The organism is Deinococcus sonorensis KR-87 (genome assembly GCF_040256395.1).
Classification (GTDB): domain Bacteria; phylum Deinococcota; class Deinococci; order Deinococcales; family Deinococcaceae; genus Deinococcus; species Deinococcus sonorensis.
On sequence record NZ_CP158296.1, the window covers coordinates 55674 to 71671 of the forward strand.

A 15998-nucleotide genomic window follows, 5' to 3' on the forward strand; every position below is an offset into this window, starting at 1 on the left:
CGGACGTGATGGCGCCGGCGCCGCGCCCGCCCCTGCTGAGCCGCCTCGGTGCGCTGGGGCCGCTGCTGGGCCTGCTGGCGCTGATGGCCGTCGCCACCGCGCTCAACCCGGATTTCCTGACTGTCTCCAACCTGTCGAACGTGCTGACGCGGGCGTCCTTTATCGGGATCATCGCGGTGGGCGCCACCTTCGTGATCGTGTCTGGCGGCATCGACCTGTCGGTGGGGTCCATGGCGGCGCTGATGGCCGGCTCGATGATCCTGATCATGAACGCGGCCGCCCCCAGCCTCGGCATCACCGGCAGCATTCTGCTGGGCATGCTGAGCGCCCTGCTGATCGGCGTGGGCGCCGGACTGCTGCACGGTACCGCCATCACGCGTGGCCGGATCGAGCCGTTCATCGTGACGCTGGGCACGCTGGGCATCTTCCGTTCGGTGCTGACGTACCTGTCGCAGGGCGGCAGTATCTCGCTCGACAACGCGCTGAGCGACCGCTACAGCCCGGTGTACTACGGCAAGCTGCTGGGCATTCCGATCCCGATTCTGGTGTTCGCCGCCGTGGCGCTGCTGGGCGGGCTGATCCTGAACCGCACCCGCTACGGGCGCTACGTGCAGGCGGTGGGCTCCAACGAACAGGTGGCGCGGTACGCCGCCGTGGACGTGACCCGCGTCAAGATCACGACCTACGTCATTCAGGGCCTGTGCGTGGGCATCGCCACCCTGCTGTACGTGCCACGCCTGGGCAGCGCCAGCCCCAGCACTGGCCTGCTGTGGGAGCTGGAAGCCATCGCCGCCGTGATTATCGGCGGCACCGCACTCAAAGGGGGCTCCGGGCGTATCTGGGGCACCGTGGTGGGTGCCGTGCTGCTGCTAAGCATCGAGAACGTCCTGAACCTCACGTCTATCATCAGCGTGTACCTCAACGCCGCCGTTCAGGGGGTGGTGATCATCATCGTGGCTTTCCTCCAGCGTGGCCGCCGCACGTAAGCGGCCCCGCATTTCCGCCGACCGCTTCCCGCCTCTCTCGCCCCCCAAGGAGCTTTCCATGTCTCAGGTACTCCGCAAGTCCGTGGTCCTCTCGTTCGCCCTGCTGGCCTCGGCGGCGCTGGCCCAGACCAAGCAGGTGATCGGCGTCTCGATTCCGTCGGCCGACCACGGCTGGACGGCCGGCATCGTGTACTGGGCCAACCAGACCAAAGCCGAACTGGAGAAGATGTATCCGGGCCTGAGCGTGATCGTCAAGACCGCCAAGGACTCGAACGAGCAGGCCAACCAGATTCAGGACCTCTACACCGTGAACAAGATCAACGCCCTGGTGATCCTGCCGCAGGAGAGCGCGCCGCTGACCAAGCCGGTGGCCGACCTCAAGAAGCAGGGCGTGTTCACGCTGGTGGTGGACCGGGCGCTGACCGACCCGACGGCCCAGAGCGCCTACGTGGCCGGCGACAATCCCGGGCTGGGCCGCGTGAGCGGCGAGTACGTGGGTAAGACGCTGGGCGGCAAGGGCAACGTCGTGGTGCTGCGCGGCATCGCCACCGTGATTGACAACCAGCGGGTGGACGCCTTCGAGAACGTGATCAAGACCAAGTACCCGAACGTCAAGATTCTGGACAAGCAGTACGCCAACTGGAACCGCGACGACGGCTTCCGGGTGATGCAGGACTACCTGACCCGCTTCCCGAAGATCGACGCGGTGTGGGCGCAGGACGATGACATCGCCGTGGGCGTACTGAAGGCCATCCAGCAGGCCGGGCGCACCGACATCAAGTTCGTGCTGGGCGGCGCCGGCATGAAGGACATGGTCAAGAAGGTGATGGACGGCGACAAGCTGATCACCGCCGACGTGACGTATCCGCCCACCATGATCCGCGACGCGATGCGGCTGCTGGCCAAAGCCCGCATGACCAACACGGCCATGGCCAAGAGCACCATCATTCCCAGCGTACTGGTCACCAAGGCGAACGCCGCCGAGTACTACTTCCCGAAGTCGCCGTTCTGAAGCGGGGGGCAGCGGAGCGCGGCGTCCGAGCCTAAAGTGCTCTTGAGACGAATGATGGCCAGCACACTGGAGGGAGTGAGAGCTTAACTCATGACCGATAACACGGACCCGAACGCACCGGCACAGACCTCCAACGCCCTGCCGGATGCCGATGTCAGCGAAAACGGACCGATCTACCAGCCGCCCAAGCAGGCGGAGGAGGCCGACATCGTCGACGCCACCGTCGACGGGACCAGCGCTTCACACTACGGCGCCAACGACCCCGCGCTGTACGAGGATCAGGGCGAACCCTCGGACCAGCAGGACTGAGCCACGGTGAAGGGGCGGGCGAACCAATTTCTGGTTCGCCCGCCCTTTTAAGCTGTCCGGCTCAGTCCGGCGCGATGTCCTCATCGGCATTGAATTCCTGCCAGCCCTGCGGCAGCTGGGACGATGGCCACGGCTGGGCGCTGCGCTGCACGGCCGTTACGGTCAGCAGCGTGTGCCCGGCGGCCTTCAGCTGCAGCGGCACGCCGAGCCGGGCGGCCCAGCACACCTGCTGCGCGGCCTGACCGGCCGGCTGAATCCGCCACCAGTGGCAGGCCTGACCGGCCACCACACTGCCGCGTTTCAGGTCCTGCACGGCCGCCCCTGAAACCGGCCGGTCCAGCAGGTGTTGAACGCCCCAGCGGTCGGTGAAGATGCCGACCCGGTACAGGTTGACCCGGTGCACCAGGAAGGCGGTGCGCTTCTGCAGGTTGCGCAGTTGGTACAGGTCCTCGCCATCCGCGGCGGGTATGAGCCGCAGCTCCGCCCGGCCCCCGGTGCGGCGCACCACCTGGCCGGAGGCGGCGCGCCAGAATTCCAGCGGCTGCGCCTGCCCCTGCCGGCCTTGGTAGGTGGCCTTGAGGTGCAGTGGTCCCTGCACGTCCCCGAACACCTGTTCCCAGCTGGGCGCGGTGGGAGCCGCCACCGCTGGAGCGCCCAGCAGCGCGGCACAGGTCAGGAGGGTGGTGCGGCGCACGTTACTTCCGGACCGGCGCGGCGCTGTCGAAGTAGGTGTAGCTGTGGCCGTTCTGGATGAGGGTCTTGACCTTCAGCTGCGCGGTGTAGCTGCTCAGCGCCGAGTTCACGTCCTTGCCGTCCGGGTCGGTGGGCCGGGCGACGGTCAGGCCGGTGGCCGCCGTCTCGGGCGCCACGGTTCTGGCCGTGACCGACAGCTTCAGCGCCTCGTTGCCCTTCAGGGCTTCCAGCAGCACCCGGCCGTCGGCCTTCGGGAGCGCTACGCCGAAGATGGCCGCCACGGTCGGCGCCACGTCCACGTTGCCGCTGGGGGTGGTGGTGGCAAAGCCGCTGCGGAAGTTCGGTCCGCTGGCCACCAGGGTGTTGTGTACGTCGGTTGGCCCGAAGCTGCCGTGCATGCCGCGGTTGTTCTGGGCGCTCTCGTATTCGGTGCCGGGGAAGCCCTGCACCTTGGCGTCCGCGTTGAAGTTGAAGCTGACCATGATGTCGGGGTTGCGCCCGCTGGCGTTCTCTAGCCGCACCTGGCTCATCGGGAAGGTGCCGGGCAGCTTCCCGTAGCGGTCATCCACGAAGATGGCGCCGTATTCTTCACGCGACTGCAGGAAGCGCACCGCTTTGGCCACCAGGGCCGGGTCGTGGGCCGGGCTGTACAGATAGTCACTGCCGCCGTTCGCGGCGATCACAAAGGCGTTGGCCGGCACCGTGGCCGGTACCCGGTAGCTGGGGGTGATGTAGGTGGCGCCAGCCTTGCCGCAGATGCTGCCGTCCGTGTCGGTCTTGGGCGCGTACACCACGCTGCCGTCGGCCTTGATGCCGCTCAGCACCGGGTCATTGACGCAGCCGCCACCGTCGTAGGCGGTGAAGCCGGCGCGGGTCATCAGGTCGGCGGTGCGCACGTCGCCAGAGACCGAGTAGCCGTTCTGATCCGGGGCGCCTACCGCGCCGCCGGCAATGGCCCGCAGCGGAAACAGAGACGCGTCGCCCGCCACGTTGCTGTGCCCGTGGTCGCTGACCACGATGATGTTGGTGCTGTCCAGCTCGCCCAGCGCCCTCAGCTTGGCCTGCAGCTGACCGAGCAGCGCGTCCTGGGTGTGCAGCGCGTCGCGGAAGGGGGCGGTGCCTACGCCGTAGGTGTGCTCAGTGCTGTCGGGACTGCGCAGCCAGACCAGACTCAGGTCCGGCTTCTCAGTCGGCAGGATGTAGTTCAGGTAGGCGCTCATCATGTAGCTGTTGGCGTCCGCGTTCAGCTCGGTGGTGGCCGTGCTGGGGTCGCTGGTCACCTTGTCGGCCAGCAGCACCTTCGGCTTGCCCGCGGTGGGGTCGCCGTTGTCCGCGCCGAGCGTCACGGTGCCGTCGGCGTAGGCCACCGGGGTCAGCTTGGGCAGCGCGATGCCCGCCTGCTGCAACCCCTTGGCCAGCGACGCCGGGTACACATGGCGCTCGTCCAGAATCAGGCCGCCGCGCGTGTAGTCCTGCAGGAAGGCGGGGCCGCTCTTGCCGATGGCCGCCGTTTTGAGGCCCTTGGCCTGCGCCGCCTGGAACAGGGTGCCCACCTGCATCAGCTGGTTTTTGTAGTACGCGTCCAGGTCTGTCAGGATCGCGTAGTCCTCCGTGAAGGCCGGCTGCTGGAAATCCACGTCCGCTCCGCTGGCGTCCTTGCCTTTGGGCCCCGGCTGCCACAGCGTGTTCCCGTAGAAGCCGGTGGTGCCGGGAAAGCTGCCGGTGGCGAAACTGGCGGCGTTCATCATGGTGAAGGTGGGGTAGGTGCTGTGGTTGTCGGTAAAGTTCACCCCCGCCTGACGCAGCGCGTACAGGTTGGGGGTGTCCTGCTGACTGATGGCGTCCGGGCGCATGCCGTCCCACACGAAAATGATGGTGCGGTGGGGCGTCACGGTGGTGGGCGGCTTCGTCTGCGTGCAGCTGCCCAGCGTCAGACTCGCCAGCAGGGCGCCGCCAATCAGGGAAAATTTATTCACGTGACCATCAAACGCCCGCACCTTCAGCGGCGTGTCAGGTGCACGCCAGCGGTCAGGGTTTGGCGGGCGCCGGCTCTGTCTTCACGCTGGGGGTCACCACCGGCACGTCACCCTTCCATTTCAGCGGGTCCAACCGCAGGGAGCGTTGCCCGCCGATCTGATAGCCCACTTCCGCGCTGTTCCAGGCGTGGTAGTACATCCAGGTCTGCCCGCGCCCGTCGGTGATGATGCCCTGCCCGCCGGGGCCGGCCACCGGGCCGGTGGTGGCGACCAGCGGATTGTTTGCCGATTTCTTGAAGGGGCCGAGCGGAGATGTGGCGACCGCGTACCCCACCGCGTAGGTGTCGGTGTCCCAGGCGGCGGCCGAGTAGAACAGATAGTAGTGGCTGCCGTGCCGGTACATGAACGGCGCCTCGATCAGGTTGCCTTCCCACAGCTGTCCGTTGTAGATCAGGTCCTTGGGCTTGCCGGTCAGCGTCTGTCCGTCGGGCGAGAGCGGCTGCACCCACAACCCGGTCAGCTGGCTGCAGCAGTTGCCGTCGTTCTTCCAGTACAGGTAGGCTTTGCCGTCCTGATCGGTGAAGCCGGCCGCGTCAATGCTGCCGCCCACATCCAGCTGACACACCAGCGGCGTCTTGGACGGGCTGTTGAAGGGGCCGTCCGGCTTGGTGGCAAACCCCACGCCGATGCACTGCCGGCCGCTGTCGGTGTGGCGGGCGGTGAAGTACAGAGCGTAGCCGCCCTTGACCTTCATCACGTCCGGCGCCCAGGTGTTGCCGCCGGTGGCCCAGTCGGGCAGCACCGGCATCGCGTCGCCCACAGCGTCCCAGTGCACCAGATCGGCCGACCGGAACACCGGCACCGTCTGCCCGCCCGCGTTGGTGCTGTAGGCGTAATAGGTCTTGCCCACCTGCAGGATGTCCGGGTCCGGGAAATCTTCGGCGATCACCGGGTTCTGGAAGGTGGCGGCGGACCTGGCCGGGGTGGGGGCCGGAGTGGTGGTGGCGGGTCCGGCCCCACCCAGCAGCAGGCCCAGCACCATCAGGGCTTTGGTCATGGCGTCTCCTGGTCAGCGGTGAACGCCGGTTGCGGCGTCAGGGTGGGGCCTTCGGTGCGCGGGCCGTCCGGGGTCCAGACGATGCGGTCCAGGCACAGCCGCCGGGCGGTCTTGTCCACGTCCCAGGCGTGGTACACCAGCACGTCGTCGCCGTTGGGGGCCTTGACCACCGAGTTGTGCCCCGGCCCGATCACCTTGCCGGGCACCGTCTTGAGCACCAGCGGCCCCACATGGTCCGGTTCGGTCCAGGGCCCCAGCGGGTGATCTGCGACCGCGTACGACACGCCGTAGGTCGCTTCCGGCCACGCCCCGCCCGAGTAGAACAGGTAGTACTGGCCTTCGTGTGGCACCACGAACGGGCCTTCCAGGGTGTACCAGTCGTAGACCGCTCCGTACATCTCGCGCTGCGCGGCGTACAGCTGCCAGTCCTGGGTGGCGCGAAGCACCTGCCGCGGCGCACCTTCCAGCCGCGTCATGGTGACGAGCCGGTCCACCGAGAGCGAGGTGCCCACCCGGTCGCCTTCCAGCACGTCGTGGGCGTAGTACAGGTACCACTGCCCGTCCTGGTCCTGGAATGGGCTGGCGTCAATGGAGAACGGCAGGTCCGGCGTCAGCACGATGTCCTGATCCACGAAGGGACCGGTCGGCTGATCGGCCACCGCCACACGCAGCTGGTGGCCCTTATCGGCCTGGCCTGCCGAGTAGTACATGTAGAAGCGGCCCTCCGAGTAGGCCACCTCCGGCGCCCAGTAGTCGGTCCGCTGCGGGTCGGGGAGCGGCTCCAGCACCCCGCCGTGCGAGGTCCAGTGAATCAGGTCCGGCGACACCAGCACCTCGAAATGCCGGCCGCCCGGTTCCGGCGCGTGGCCGGTACCGTAGGCGTAGTACATCCCTTCGTGCTGCAGGACAAACGGGTCGGCAAAGCTGCCGGGATACACAGGGTTGGTGTAGGTTTTCATGACACTCCAGACGAGGGCGCGCTTATTCCTTCATACCGCTGGTGGCCAGGCCCGCCACCAGGTACCGCTGGGCCACCAGATACGCGATCAGCACCGGCACGGCGGCCAGGGCGGTGGACGCCATCAGCTTGCCGTAGTCGGTCACGTACCGCTGTGAGAAGGTGGTGATGCCCACCGGCAGCGTCATCTTCTCGGGGTCGGTGACCACGAAGCTGGGCCACAGGAAGTTGTTCCACGAGCCCATGAACGCGAAGACGCCCAGCGTGACGAGCGCCGGCACCGCCAGCGGCAGAATCACGTTCCACAGCACCTGCCAGCTGTTCGCGCCGTCCAGGTGCGCGGCTTCCTCCAGCTCACGCGGAATGCCCGCAAAGAACTGGCGCAGCAGGAACACGCCGAACACGCCGGGAATGCCCGGCCAGATCAATGAGTTATAGCTGTTGATCCAGTTGAACTGAATCATCATCAGGTAGGTCGGCACCAGCGTCACGATGCCGGGAATCATCAGGCTCGACAGGATGAACCAGAACCAGCCGTTGCGCCCCGGAAAGCGCATGCGGGCCAGCGGGTAGGCGGTCAGCACACAGATGATCAGGTGCAGCACGGTGAACAGGGCCGCCACGTACAGCGAGTTCCAGGTCCAGCGCAGGATGTCGCCGTCCGGCGAGTTCAGCACTTCCTGGTAATTGGAGAGGGTGGGGTGCGCCGGAATCCACTGCACCGGCTGCGCGATGGTGTCGGCCTCCGGCTTGAGCGAGGTGGAGATCATCCAGTACACCGGCGCCAGGAACAGAATCGCCAGGATGCACAGCACCACAAAACGCGGGATGTCACGCGGGAGCCGCCGGGAGCGGGACTGACCGTGCCGGTTCAGGTTGGGGGCCGCCAGCGCCATATCAGTTGCCTCCCTGCACGTCGCGCGCCATGATGCGGAACTGCGCGGCGGTGAAGATCAGCATGATCACCCCGAACACGAAGGCCATCGCGGTGGCGGAGGCCGCCTGGTTGTTGCTGAAGCCTTCCTCGGTGATGTACTGGATGACGCTCTGGGTGGTGCGGGTGGGGCCACCGTTGGTGATGACCAGCGACTGCCCGTACAGCTGCAGGGACGCCAGCGCGGTGGTGACCACCACGAACAGCGTCTGCGGGGTGAGCAGCGGCAGGGTGATGCCGCGGAACTGCTGCCAGGCGGTCGCGCCGTCCAGGGACGCGGCCTCGTAGAGGCTCTCGGAGATGTTGCCGAGCGCAGCCAGGTACAGTGTCATGTTGAAGCCGATGGTCCACCACACGGTGCCCACCACAATCGGAATCCAGGCCAGCCACTCGGTGGACAGGAAGGGAATCGGCTGCCGGTGGAAAAACTGCGTGATGACGGCGTTCACCAGCCCGATCTGGTTGTCGAACATCCAACGCCACAGGATGCCCATGACGCTGACGGTCAGGATGCCCGGAAGAAAGAACACCGCCCGGAAGAAGGCCCGGCCGAAGATGGGCCGGTGCAGCAGCACCGCCAGCCCCAGCGAGCTGATCACCAGCAGCGGCACGCTGACCACCGTGAAGAACAGGGTGTTCTTGAGCGTCTGCCAGAAGAACTGCGACTGCGGCGTGGACGGGTCGAAGAGGTTGCGGTAGTACTCCACCCCGACGAAGGGCCGGGTTTCCTGCAGCAGGTCCCAGCGGTGAAAGCTGACGTACAGCCCGTACCCGACCGGGTACACGACGAACAGCAGAAACAGGATGGCGTGCGGCAGCAGGTACAGATACGGCACGAGCGACACCCGCTGGGCGGGCCGTTGCCGTGGCTGACGGGCGACCTGATCACTGGTTGAAGTCACGGCACTCATGGGCACCTCGCGTGTGGATGAGGAGCGCCGCAGGGCCGCGTTCGGCGCGGCACCTGCGGCTGCGGAAGAGCCTTACTGCAGGCTCTTGCGGGCCTGACCGATCTGCTTGTTCGCCTCGGACACACCGTCGTTGAGCGCCTGCTGCACCGGCTTCTTGCCGAGGTAGGCGTTCTCCCAGGCGTTGTCGAAGGGGCTCAGGACCTGACCGCTCCAGGGGAAGCCCGACACCGCGTAGATGCTGCTGAGCTTGCTGAAGATGCCGCTGATCTTCTGGTCAGCCAGCTTCTTGTTGCTGGCCACGGCCGCCTGGGTCGGCAGGCTGCCGGTGCTGGTCCAGGTGAGGTTCTGGGCCGGCTGGGTCATCCAGTTGATGAACTCCAGGGCCGCGGCGCGCTTGTTGGCGTCATAGCCGGCGCGCTGCTTGGGCAGGGTCAGGTGGCTGCTGCCGCCCCAGGCCGCATCCTGCTTGGTGCCGCCGATCTGCGGGAGGAAGGCCACGCCGTAGTTCATCTTCTGCTGCTCGAAGCGGTCGTTGTACCACTGGCCGGACGGGAACATGCAGACCTTGCCCTGGCTGAAGGCGGCCAGTTCGGCCTCCTCGGTGCTGTTGGGGCGGGCCACGTTGTACTTGCTGACCAGGTCCACCAGGAACTGCACGGCGCTGGCGGCCTGCGGGCTGTTGAACGCGGCGTTCTCGTCCTTGTCGACCAGGCTGCCGCCGTTCTGCAGGATGGCGGCGTACGCCAGGCGCGAGCCGACCCAGTTGTTGTACAGGCTGACGCCCCAGGTGTCGAGGTTCTTGGCGTCAAAGCCGTCCTGACCGGCTTTCTTGCCGTTCTTGTCCACGGTGCAGGCCTGGGCGGCCTTCAGGAACTCCTCGCGGGTGCGCGGCGGCTTGTTGGGGTCCAGCCCCGCCTTCTTCATCAGGTCCTTGTTGTAGAACATCACGTACGCCACCGAGGAGATCGGCACGCCGTAGCTCTTGCCTTTGTAGTCGGCGGTCTTGAACAGCGGGCCGTAGAAGCGGCTCTGGTCAATGCCGGCGCTCTTCAGCTCGGCCGGGGTCAGCGGCGACACGGCGCCACGGGCGACGAAGCCGGTGATCTGGTCCTCGTTGATCACCACCACGTCGGGCGAGCGGCCCGAGGCCACCAGCGAGGGCAGCTGCTGCCAAGTGGTGCCCCACGGCTGCGCCTGGGCCTTCACTTCGATGTTCGGGTGGGTGGAGTTGAACTGCTTGATCAGCCCTTCCATCACGGGGCGGTCGGGGCCGGTGAAGCCGTGCAGGTAGCTGATGGTGACCTTGGGACCGCTGTAGGCGGCGGATGCGGACGGCAGCAGCAGGGCCGCGCCCAGCAGCATCAGGGTGGTGGAACGACGCATATTTCCTCCTCAGGAAAAAGAAAGACGAACTGGAGCCACAACAATCAACAGGCCTGGGCAGGCCGGAGTGAACATCGGCGCGCCAGGACGGCCCGCCTTACTGTGCACACTACAGATGATGTGGCTGGATGCTACGCGTTCGGCCAGAATGTGTCAAGTTAAGCCGACATAAAGCCAACACACACGCCGCGTGCACCTCAGACGGCCGGCTGCGGCTGCTAGTGTTGGGACAGAACAGGGAGGATATGGCAATCTCAGGCAACCGTGTGCTGCACGTGGATGTGGATTCGGCGACCAAGGTGTTCCGGGCGCTCAGTTCGGAGACGCGCGTTCTGATCCTGGGGCTGCTGTCCCACAACGTCATGAACGTCTCCGAACTCACGGCGGCGCTGAACCTGCCGCACTCCACGGTGAGCAGCAACATCAAACATCTGGAGGAGGCCGGGCTGCTGCACGTGGAGTACATGCCCGGCACCCACGGCACCATGAAGCTCATTTCCAAGCGGTACGACGAGGTGCTGGTCCGGCTGCCGGGCGTGGCGGTGGAGGCCGCGCCGAACCTGGTGGAGATCAGCATGCCGATCGGCACCTACCGCCACATCGAGGCGCTGCCCACCTGTGGGCTGGCGTCCGACACCAAATACATCGGCATGCTGGACGACCCGCGCAGCTTCTTTGAACCGGACCACGTCTACGCGCAGATCCTGTGGTTCCGCAGCGGCAGCGTAGAATACGCCTTTCCCAACAACCTGCCGTACGGCAGCGTGCTGACCGCGCTGGAGTTCTCGGCCGAGCTGTGTTCGGAAGCGCCGCAGTACGACCCGGACTGGCCGTCGGACATCACGCTCTGGATCAACGACGTGGAAGTGGGCACCTGGACCAGTCCCGGCGACTTCGGCGGCGTGGCGGCCCGCCTCACCCCCGCGTGGTGGCCCACCGACCAGACCACCCACGGCGTCCTGAAGGTCTGGCGCGTCACCGAGGAAGGCAGCCACATCGACGGGGAGGTGCTGTCCGGGGTGCGGCTGGGCGAACTCTCGATTCCGGGCCGCACCCACATCAGCGTGCGCCTCGGCGTGAAACCGGACGCACGCAATCCGGGCGGGATGAACCTCTTCGGCCGGCGCTTCGGCAACTACCCCCAGGACCTCACGATGCGGCTGCGCTACACCTTCCCGGACCAGGAACGCCCGGTGCGGCTGCGCTAGGCCGCCGTTCAGCGCAGCAGCGACGCGCCACCGTCCACGAAGACTTCCACCCCCGAGACGTGCCGCCCCAGGTCCGAGGCGAGGAACAAGCAGGTGTCGGCCACGTCCACCGGGTCCCCCTCGCCCTCGTGCAGCGCGGGGCTGCCTTCCGGCAGTTCGACCTTGATGCCCAGCTGCTCTGTGTTCCGCTGTTCGGTGCGCTCGCTGATGTTGGTGTGAATCAGGCCCGGGCAGATGGCGTTGCAGCGGATGTTGTCGCGGCCGAGTTCCAGCGCCACCATTTTCATCAGCGCCACCTGCCCGGCCTTGGAGCTGCTGTAGGCGCTGGCACCTGCCGAGGAGAAGGTCCGGGTGCCGTTGACGCTGCTGGTGATCAGGATGCTGCCGCCACCGGCGCGTTTCAGGTGCGGCACGGTGTAGTGCAGCGTGAGGTACGTGCCCTTCAGGTTGATGTCGAGGGTGCGCTCCCACTCGTCCGGCTGCAGCTCGTCGATCGGCGCCCACACGCCGTTGATGCCGGCATTGGCAAACACGATGTCCAGCTGCCCGAACTGCTGCACCCCCTGCGTCACCGCCTGCTCCACCGACGACGCGTCACTCACGTCGCACATCACGAACAGCGCCTGCCCGCCGGCCTCAGTCAATTCCCGCTGCAGGCGCTCGCCGTCCTCCTGCTGCACGTCCGCCAGAATCACGGCGGCGCCCTCCTCCACAAAACGTCGGGCTGTGCCCTCTCCGATGCCGCTCGCAGCTCCCGTGATGAACGCGACCTTGCCCGACAGCATGCCCTGACCCGTTCCAGTGTCCATACCCCACGGTACACAGCTGGAATTGCAGCCTACGCAACTGTTTGGACCGGCTCAATGGTGGCCTCAGCTGCGCTGAAGTCGGGGGCCAGCCGGGACCATGCCGCTCTCACGTGCCGGCCCGGCCGCAGACCCGGCCAGTTCTCGCCGGGCCGGGTCTGCGCTCCTGTTCTGTGCTCTACCAATGGTCAGGGACTCGGCGCTGCCTCCGGTGCTCGCCCGGCATTCCCAGCGCTGCAGTACGAACCCGACGTGTGGACCAGATGCGCCACCTTCAATTCTGCCTGCTCGTCGCCGAGCGGCTGGGGCCGGAATTCGGTGGGGACCCGCCACGTGAACGCCGGGCCGCCCGGGGCCATGGCCGCGTGCCGCTGCAGGCCCAGCGGCACCAGCCGCAGCCGCCGGTCAATCCACTCGCGGTCCCAGGGTCCGTCCTGCAGGATGCCCTCGGCCGCACGGAACTCCAGGTACACAGTGCGGCGCAGGGCATTGCCGCTGGTGGGCTCGCTGCCGTGCAGCACCATCACGTCGTGCAGCAGCACGTCGCCCGGCTCCAGCTCCACCTGGATCACGCCCGGCGCGTCCCAGCCGTACTCGTCACGAATCTCGCAGATGTCCAGGATGCGCCGCTGCGTGCCCGGCACCACCCGCAGGGCCCCAGCCCCGATTCGCGAGCGGTCCAGGTACAGCCCGAAGTTGAATACCCGGTGCCGGCGCGGATGCACGGCGTCCTGATGCCAGGGAATCTGCTCGCCGTCCCCCTCCTGCTTGAACACCATGCTCTCGTAGGTGGGCACGAAGGCCGGACCGCACAGGCTCTCGGCGACGGCCAGCACCTGGGGGCTGCCCAGCAGTTCCAGCGACGCCGCCTCTCCCTTGTCGTGCAGGTAGTTGACGCGGAACAGCACCTCGCCGTGGGCGCGGGGCGCGAAGTTGTAGTCGTCGCCAGCCGGCCGGCCCTGACCGCGTTCGATCCAGGCATCCCCGGCCGCCTGAAGGCGCTCCAGCAGCGGTCCGGTGATCCACTGCCGCAACACCAGATAGCCGTGTTCATCAAAAAAGTTGACCTGCTCCTCGCTGAGGTGGAACGGCGAGAGGGGGGGCCTCGCGACCGGCAGGGGCGGATGATCGACCAACTCGAACCCGACAGACGTGGCGCTCATAGGAACCTCCTGAACCTGATGGTGGCCCCAGCGTAGCGGCTGCAGACGCGACACTCTTCCTCAGAACTGCCGGATTCTTCCTGTAAACTCAGGTGTGGACAGCTCATGGGCAGCCTTCGGCTTCTGGCTCCACGACGGCGAACCGACCGTGATGGCGGAGGCGCACCGGCACGGCGAGGTGGAATTCAACTACCTGCGCTGCGGAGCGATCACCTACCTGTTCGGCTCGGGCCTGCTCACGCTCCAGACGGGCCGGCCGCTGCTGTTCTGGGGCACCCGCCCGCATCGCCTGATCGCCTGTGAGCCCCGGACCCGTCTGATGGTCATGACGCTGCCGCTCGCGACCTTTCTGCGCTTCGACCTGCCGCCGGCCCTGCGGGACCCGGTGCTGTGCGGCGCGCCGGTGGTGGGTCCCGCAGACACGCCCGGTGACGAAGCCCTGCTGGACCGCTGGCTGGCCGACGCGTCGGCCAGCGACCCCGAGCACCGCCACATCTTCGAACTGGAACTCAATGCGCGCCTGCGCCGCCTGGCGCTCGAGACGCGCCAGGCGGCGCAGGCCACCCCGCCACAGGCCGCGTCCACCCCGGCCCAGGCCCGGCGGCTGCGCCGCGCCGCCCAGCTTGCTCAGCAGATCGCCGAGCATTACGCGGACCCGGCGCTGGAAATCGAGGCCGTCGCGCGGTCAGCGGGCCTGCATCCGCATTACGCGGCGGGCGTGTTCCGCGAGGCGTTCGGCCTGCGGATGGGAGCCTACCTCACTCAGTACCGGGTGGCCCACGCCCAGCGCCTGCTGCTGACCACTGCTCTGCCGGCGCTGGACGTGGCCGCCGAGTCGGGCTTCGGGTCGGTCAGCCGCTTCTATGCGGCGTTCCGGGACGCCACCGGGCAGACCCCTGCCGGCTACCGCCGCAACGCCCGCGCGGATTCCTGAGCCGTCAGCGCCCGCTCGCCCACCCGGATGGAGACCGCGACACCCTCCGGACCGCGGGTCACCCGGTAGGCCGAACCGAGGCCGTGCACCGAGATGGCCGTGTCGCTCACCTCCAGCAGGGTGTCCTCGTCGATGGCCCAGCCGGACTCCACCAGGCCAGCATGGACCGCATGAATCAGGCGCGACAGGGTGCCCCACTGGGTGGCGTGCACCTCTACCGCGAAGGGGACCAGACCCAGGCCCGGCCGGATGGTCAGCAGGTCCAGGTCCTCACCCGCCTCCTCCTGCGCGACGGCCACCTGCTGGCCCTGCTGCTCCACCTGCCAGCCGCCCACCAGGGCCTGATCCGCAGCGATGGCCGCGCCCGCCGAAAAGCCGCCGTACGGCAGGTGCCGCTCCTGCATCAGCCGGAGCCAGGAGAGATCGTGGCAGAGCGCCGCCTGATACAGCGGCGTGAGTCCGCCACAGACGAACACCGCCGTGGGTGCCGCATCCAGCAGCATGCCGGCCGTGAGCGGCTGGGTTGCTGAGACGTACACCGGCGCGAGGTCCTGAGGGGCCACGCCGACCTGACTGAACGTCTCGGCATAGCGGGCGAAGGTGGCGACCGGATCGGTGTCCGGCTCCACGGCGACCACCGCGGCCACCTTCAGGTGTCCTCCAGACCCGGCCCGCTGCACGAAGCGGCGATACGTGAAGGGCTGCGCCTCGGGCCGCCAGCCGCCGCCAAATAAAAACAGATCCATGGAATGCTCCTCTTGCCCCAGGCGGCGGATGTCTCCTGCCGCCAGCAGATTCAGGGCTTTGGGACGAGGCTGACAGTGAAGTCGGCAAAGGGGCCGTATTGGGGATCGTTGTGGAACGTGATGGTGGTGCTGGGCGACCACTGCGACTCGTTCCGCCCCATCAGCAGCATGTCTTCTGCTGGCCCGTCGGTCGGGACGTAGCGGGCCGTGACCCGGTAGGTCCCGATCGGCACGTCGTAGGACGGCTGCTCCTGAGGGATCAGCTTGATCGGCTGGCCCGCGCTGCCGTCAATCAGCGGCCCGACCGGCGTGAAGGTGTACTCCACACGCTGGATATCGAAGTTGCCGCCATGCGAGCTGAAGTAGGGCCACACCGTGCCCCCGTAGTAGCCGCCGCCGGGCCGCTTGCCGGAGATCCGGAGGGTGAAATTGCGGACCGCACCGGTGTCCGAGGAGAAGGCCGCCTCGTTGTCAGCGGCCAGCCCAAGATCGTAGGTATCGCCGTTGTACACCGCCGTGTAGCGCCCGCCGGCCCGCCACGTGCCGAGCTGGTCTTTGGGGAGGGCAATGCTGTAGCGGCCCTGCGCGTCGGTGCGGCCCAGCGCGTTCATGTTGTAGTACAGCGTGTTGTCGGCCCACACTTCCACGCCCGGCAGCGGCTGTCCGGCGGCATTCCGGACGGTGCCCTTCATGGTGTAGGGCGTGGCCTGACTGGCATCGGTGGGGGCGGGGGTGCCGGGCGGGGTGCCGGGGCTGCCGGTCTGGCTGGCGCCGCACGCGGCGAGCAGGGTGGTGAGCAGCAGCGCGGTCATGGTCCTGGTGACGTTCATGGGGGGCCTCCTGTGAGTGCTGAAGACACCGTACGCACCGGGGCATGGCTGGCCGATGACACGCGAACGCCGCTGAGCCCGGCACTCGGCCA

General features: G+C 67.3%; 16 protein-coding genes. 5 read left to right on the forward strand and 11 right to left on the reverse strand.

Going from position 1 to position 15998, the window contains the following annotated elements; all coding sequences use genetic code 11:
* The first annotated feature begins 8 nt into the window (after positions 1 to 8).
* The 3 genes from ABOD76_RS00250 to ABOD76_RS00260 all read left to right on the forward strand — a co-directional run bounded on the left by ABOD76_RS00250 (position 9) and on the right by ABOD76_RS00260 (position 2307).
* The gene (locus ABOD76_RS00250; protein WP_350241074.1) at positions 9 to 986 is read left to right on the forward strand and encodes an ABC transporter permease; all 978 of its coding nucleotides are present in this window, start codon (positions 9 to 11) and stop codon (positions 984 to 986) included.
* A 58-nt stretch (positions 987 to 1044) separates the two neighbouring features.
* Complete coding sequence (locus ABOD76_RS00255; protein WP_350240930.1) at positions 1045 to 1998, forward strand: ABC transporter substrate-binding protein; 954 nt, start codon at positions 1045 to 1047, stop codon at positions 1996 to 1998.
* 90 nt (positions 1999 to 2088) lie between these two features.
* Positions 2089 to 2307 (forward strand): hypothetical protein, encoded by a 219-nt coding sequence (locus ABOD76_RS00260; RefSeq protein ID WP_350240931.1) that lies wholly within the window; start codon positions 2089 to 2091, stop codon positions 2305 to 2307.
* Between the two features lie 61 nt (positions 2308 to 2368).
* Here the strand turns inward: ABOD76_RS00260 and ABOD76_RS00265 are convergent, their stop codons facing one another.
* From ABOD76_RS00265 to ABOD76_RS00295, 7 genes are all read right to left on the reverse strand, one after another.
* Positions 2369 to 3001: a hypothetical protein gene (locus ABOD76_RS00265; protein WP_350240933.1), complete on the reverse strand. Its 633-nt coding sequence runs from the start codon at positions 2999 to 3001 to the stop codon at positions 2369 to 2371.
* 1 nt (position 3002) lies between these two features.
* The gene (locus ABOD76_RS00270) at positions 3003 to 4976 is read right to left on the reverse strand and encodes an alkaline phosphatase family protein (protein WP_350240934.1); all 1974 of its coding nucleotides are present in this window, start codon (positions 4974 to 4976) and stop codon (positions 3003 to 3005) included.
* 52 nt (positions 4977 to 5028) lie between these two features.
* On the reverse strand, positions 5029 to 6033 hold the full coding sequence (locus ABOD76_RS00275) for a glycoside hydrolase family 43 protein (protein WP_350240935.1): 1005 nt from the start codon (positions 6031 to 6033) through the stop codon (positions 5029 to 5031).
* Positions 6030 to 6992: a glycoside hydrolase family 43 protein gene (locus ABOD76_RS00280; protein ID WP_350240936.1), complete on the reverse strand. Its 963-nt coding sequence runs from the start codon at positions 6990 to 6992 to the stop codon at positions 6030 to 6032. The genes ABOD76_RS00275 and ABOD76_RS00280 overlap by 4 nt, the downstream gene beginning before the upstream one ends.
* 22 nt (positions 6993 to 7014) lie before the next feature.
* Positions 7015 to 7887, reverse strand: coding sequence for a carbohydrate ABC transporter permease (locus ABOD76_RS00285; protein ID WP_350240937.1), 873 nt, complete (start codon positions 7885 to 7887; stop codon positions 7015 to 7017).
* 1 nt (position 7888) lies between these two features.
* Positions 7889 to 8827, reverse strand: coding sequence for a carbohydrate ABC transporter permease (locus ABOD76_RS00290; RefSeq protein ID WP_350240938.1), 939 nt, complete (start codon positions 8825 to 8827; stop codon positions 7889 to 7891).
* 81 nt (positions 8828 to 8908) lie between these two features.
* The gene (locus ABOD76_RS00295; protein ID WP_350240940.1) at positions 8909 to 10219 is read right to left on the reverse strand and encodes an ABC transporter substrate-binding protein; all 1311 of its coding nucleotides are present in this window, start codon (positions 10217 to 10219) and stop codon (positions 8909 to 8911) included.
* Positions 10220 to 10464: 245 nt separating this feature from the next.
* Here ABOD76_RS00295 and ABOD76_RS00300 point away from each other — a divergent pair, with 245 nt between their 5' ends.
* Positions 10465 to 11427: an ArsR/SmtB family transcription factor gene (locus ABOD76_RS00300; RefSeq protein WP_350240941.1), complete on the forward strand. Its 963-nt coding sequence runs from the start codon at positions 10465 to 10467 to the stop codon at positions 11425 to 11427.
* An 8-nt stretch (positions 11428 to 11435) separates the two neighbouring features.
* On the opposite strand, the gene ABOD76_RS00305 is transcribed toward ABOD76_RS00300, so the two are convergent.
* Positions 11436 to 12236 carry an SDR family oxidoreductase gene (locus ABOD76_RS00305; protein ID WP_350240942.1) on the reverse strand — a complete coding sequence of 267 codons (801 nt, stop codon included), beginning with the start codon at positions 12234 to 12236 and terminating at the stop codon, positions 11436 to 11438.
* 185 nt (positions 12237 to 12421) lie between these two features.
* The gene (locus ABOD76_RS00310; protein WP_350240943.1) at positions 12422 to 13396 is read right to left on the reverse strand and encodes a phytanoyl-CoA dioxygenase family protein; all 975 of its coding nucleotides are present in this window, start codon (positions 13394 to 13396) and stop codon (positions 12422 to 12424) included.
* Positions 13397 to 13490: 94 nt separating this feature from the next.
* Here ABOD76_RS00310 and ABOD76_RS00315 point away from each other — a divergent pair, with 94 nt between their 5' ends.
* Positions 13491 to 14330: a helix-turn-helix domain-containing protein gene (locus tag ABOD76_RS00315; RefSeq protein ID WP_350240944.1), complete on the forward strand. Its 840-nt coding sequence runs from the start codon at positions 13491 to 13493 to the stop codon at positions 14328 to 14330.
* Here the strand turns inward: ABOD76_RS00315 and ABOD76_RS00320 are convergent.
* Both ABOD76_RS00320 and ABOD76_RS00325 read right to left on the reverse strand, forming a co-directional pair.
* Positions 14300 to 15076: a hypothetical protein gene (locus ABOD76_RS00320; protein WP_350240945.1), complete on the reverse strand. Its 777-nt coding sequence runs from the start codon at positions 15074 to 15076 to the stop codon at positions 14300 to 14302. The two genes, ABOD76_RS00315 and ABOD76_RS00320, sit on opposite strands and share 31 nt — an antisense overlap.
* Before the next feature lie 50 nt (positions 15077 to 15126).
* A complete protein-coding gene (locus ABOD76_RS00325; RefSeq protein WP_350240946.1) occupies positions 15127 to 15906 on the reverse strand; it encodes a carboxypeptidase regulatory-like domain-containing protein in 780 nt (259 codons plus the stop codon).
* Positions 15907 to 15998: the final 92 nt, after the last annotated feature.

Coding starts and splice junctions, on each gene's coding strand:
- ABOD76_RS00250 (WP_350241074.1), top strand. CDS start 9: ATGGCGCCGGCGCCGCGCCCGCCCCTGCTGAGCCGCCTCGGTGCGCTG.
- ABOD76_RS00255 (WP_350240930.1), top strand. CDS start 1,045: ATGTCTCAGGTACTCCGCAAGTCCGTGGTCCTCTCGTTCGCCCTGCTG.
- ABOD76_RS00260 (WP_350240931.1), top strand. CDS start 2,089: ATGACCGATAACACGGACCCGAACGCACCGGCACAGACCTCCAACGCC.
- ABOD76_RS00275 (WP_350240935.1), bottom strand. CDS start 6,033: ATGACCAAAGCCCTGATGGTGCTGGGCCTGCTGCTGGGTGGGGCCGGA.
- ABOD76_RS00280 (WP_350240936.1), bottom strand. CDS start 6,992: ATGAAAACCTACACCAACCCTGTGTATCCCGGCAGCTTTGCCGACCCG.
- ABOD76_RS00285 (WP_350240937.1), bottom strand. CDS start 7,887: ATGGCGCTGGCGGCCCCCAACCTGAACCGGCACGGTCAGTCCCGCTCC.
- ABOD76_RS00295 (WP_350240940.1), bottom strand. CDS start 10,219: ATGCGTCGTTCCACCACCCTGATGCTGCTGGGCGCGGCCCTGCTGCTG.
- ABOD76_RS00300 (WP_350240941.1), top strand. CDS start 10,465: ATGGCAATCTCAGGCAACCGTGTGCTGCACGTGGATGTGGATTCGGCG.
- ABOD76_RS00305 (WP_350240942.1), bottom strand. CDS start 12,236: ATGGACACTGGAACGGGTCAGGGCATGCTGTCGGGCAAGGTCGCGTTC.
- ABOD76_RS00310 (WP_350240943.1), bottom strand. CDS start 13,396: ATGAGCGCCACGTCTGTCGGGTTCGAGTTGGTCGATCATCCGCCCCTG.
- ABOD76_RS00320 (WP_350240945.1), bottom strand. CDS start 15,076: ATGGATCTGTTTTTATTTGGCGGCGGCTGGCGGCCCGAGGCGCAGCCC.
- ABOD76_RS00325 (WP_350240946.1), bottom strand. CDS start 15,906: ATGAACGTCACCAGGACCATGACCGCGCTGCTGCTCACCACCCTGCTC.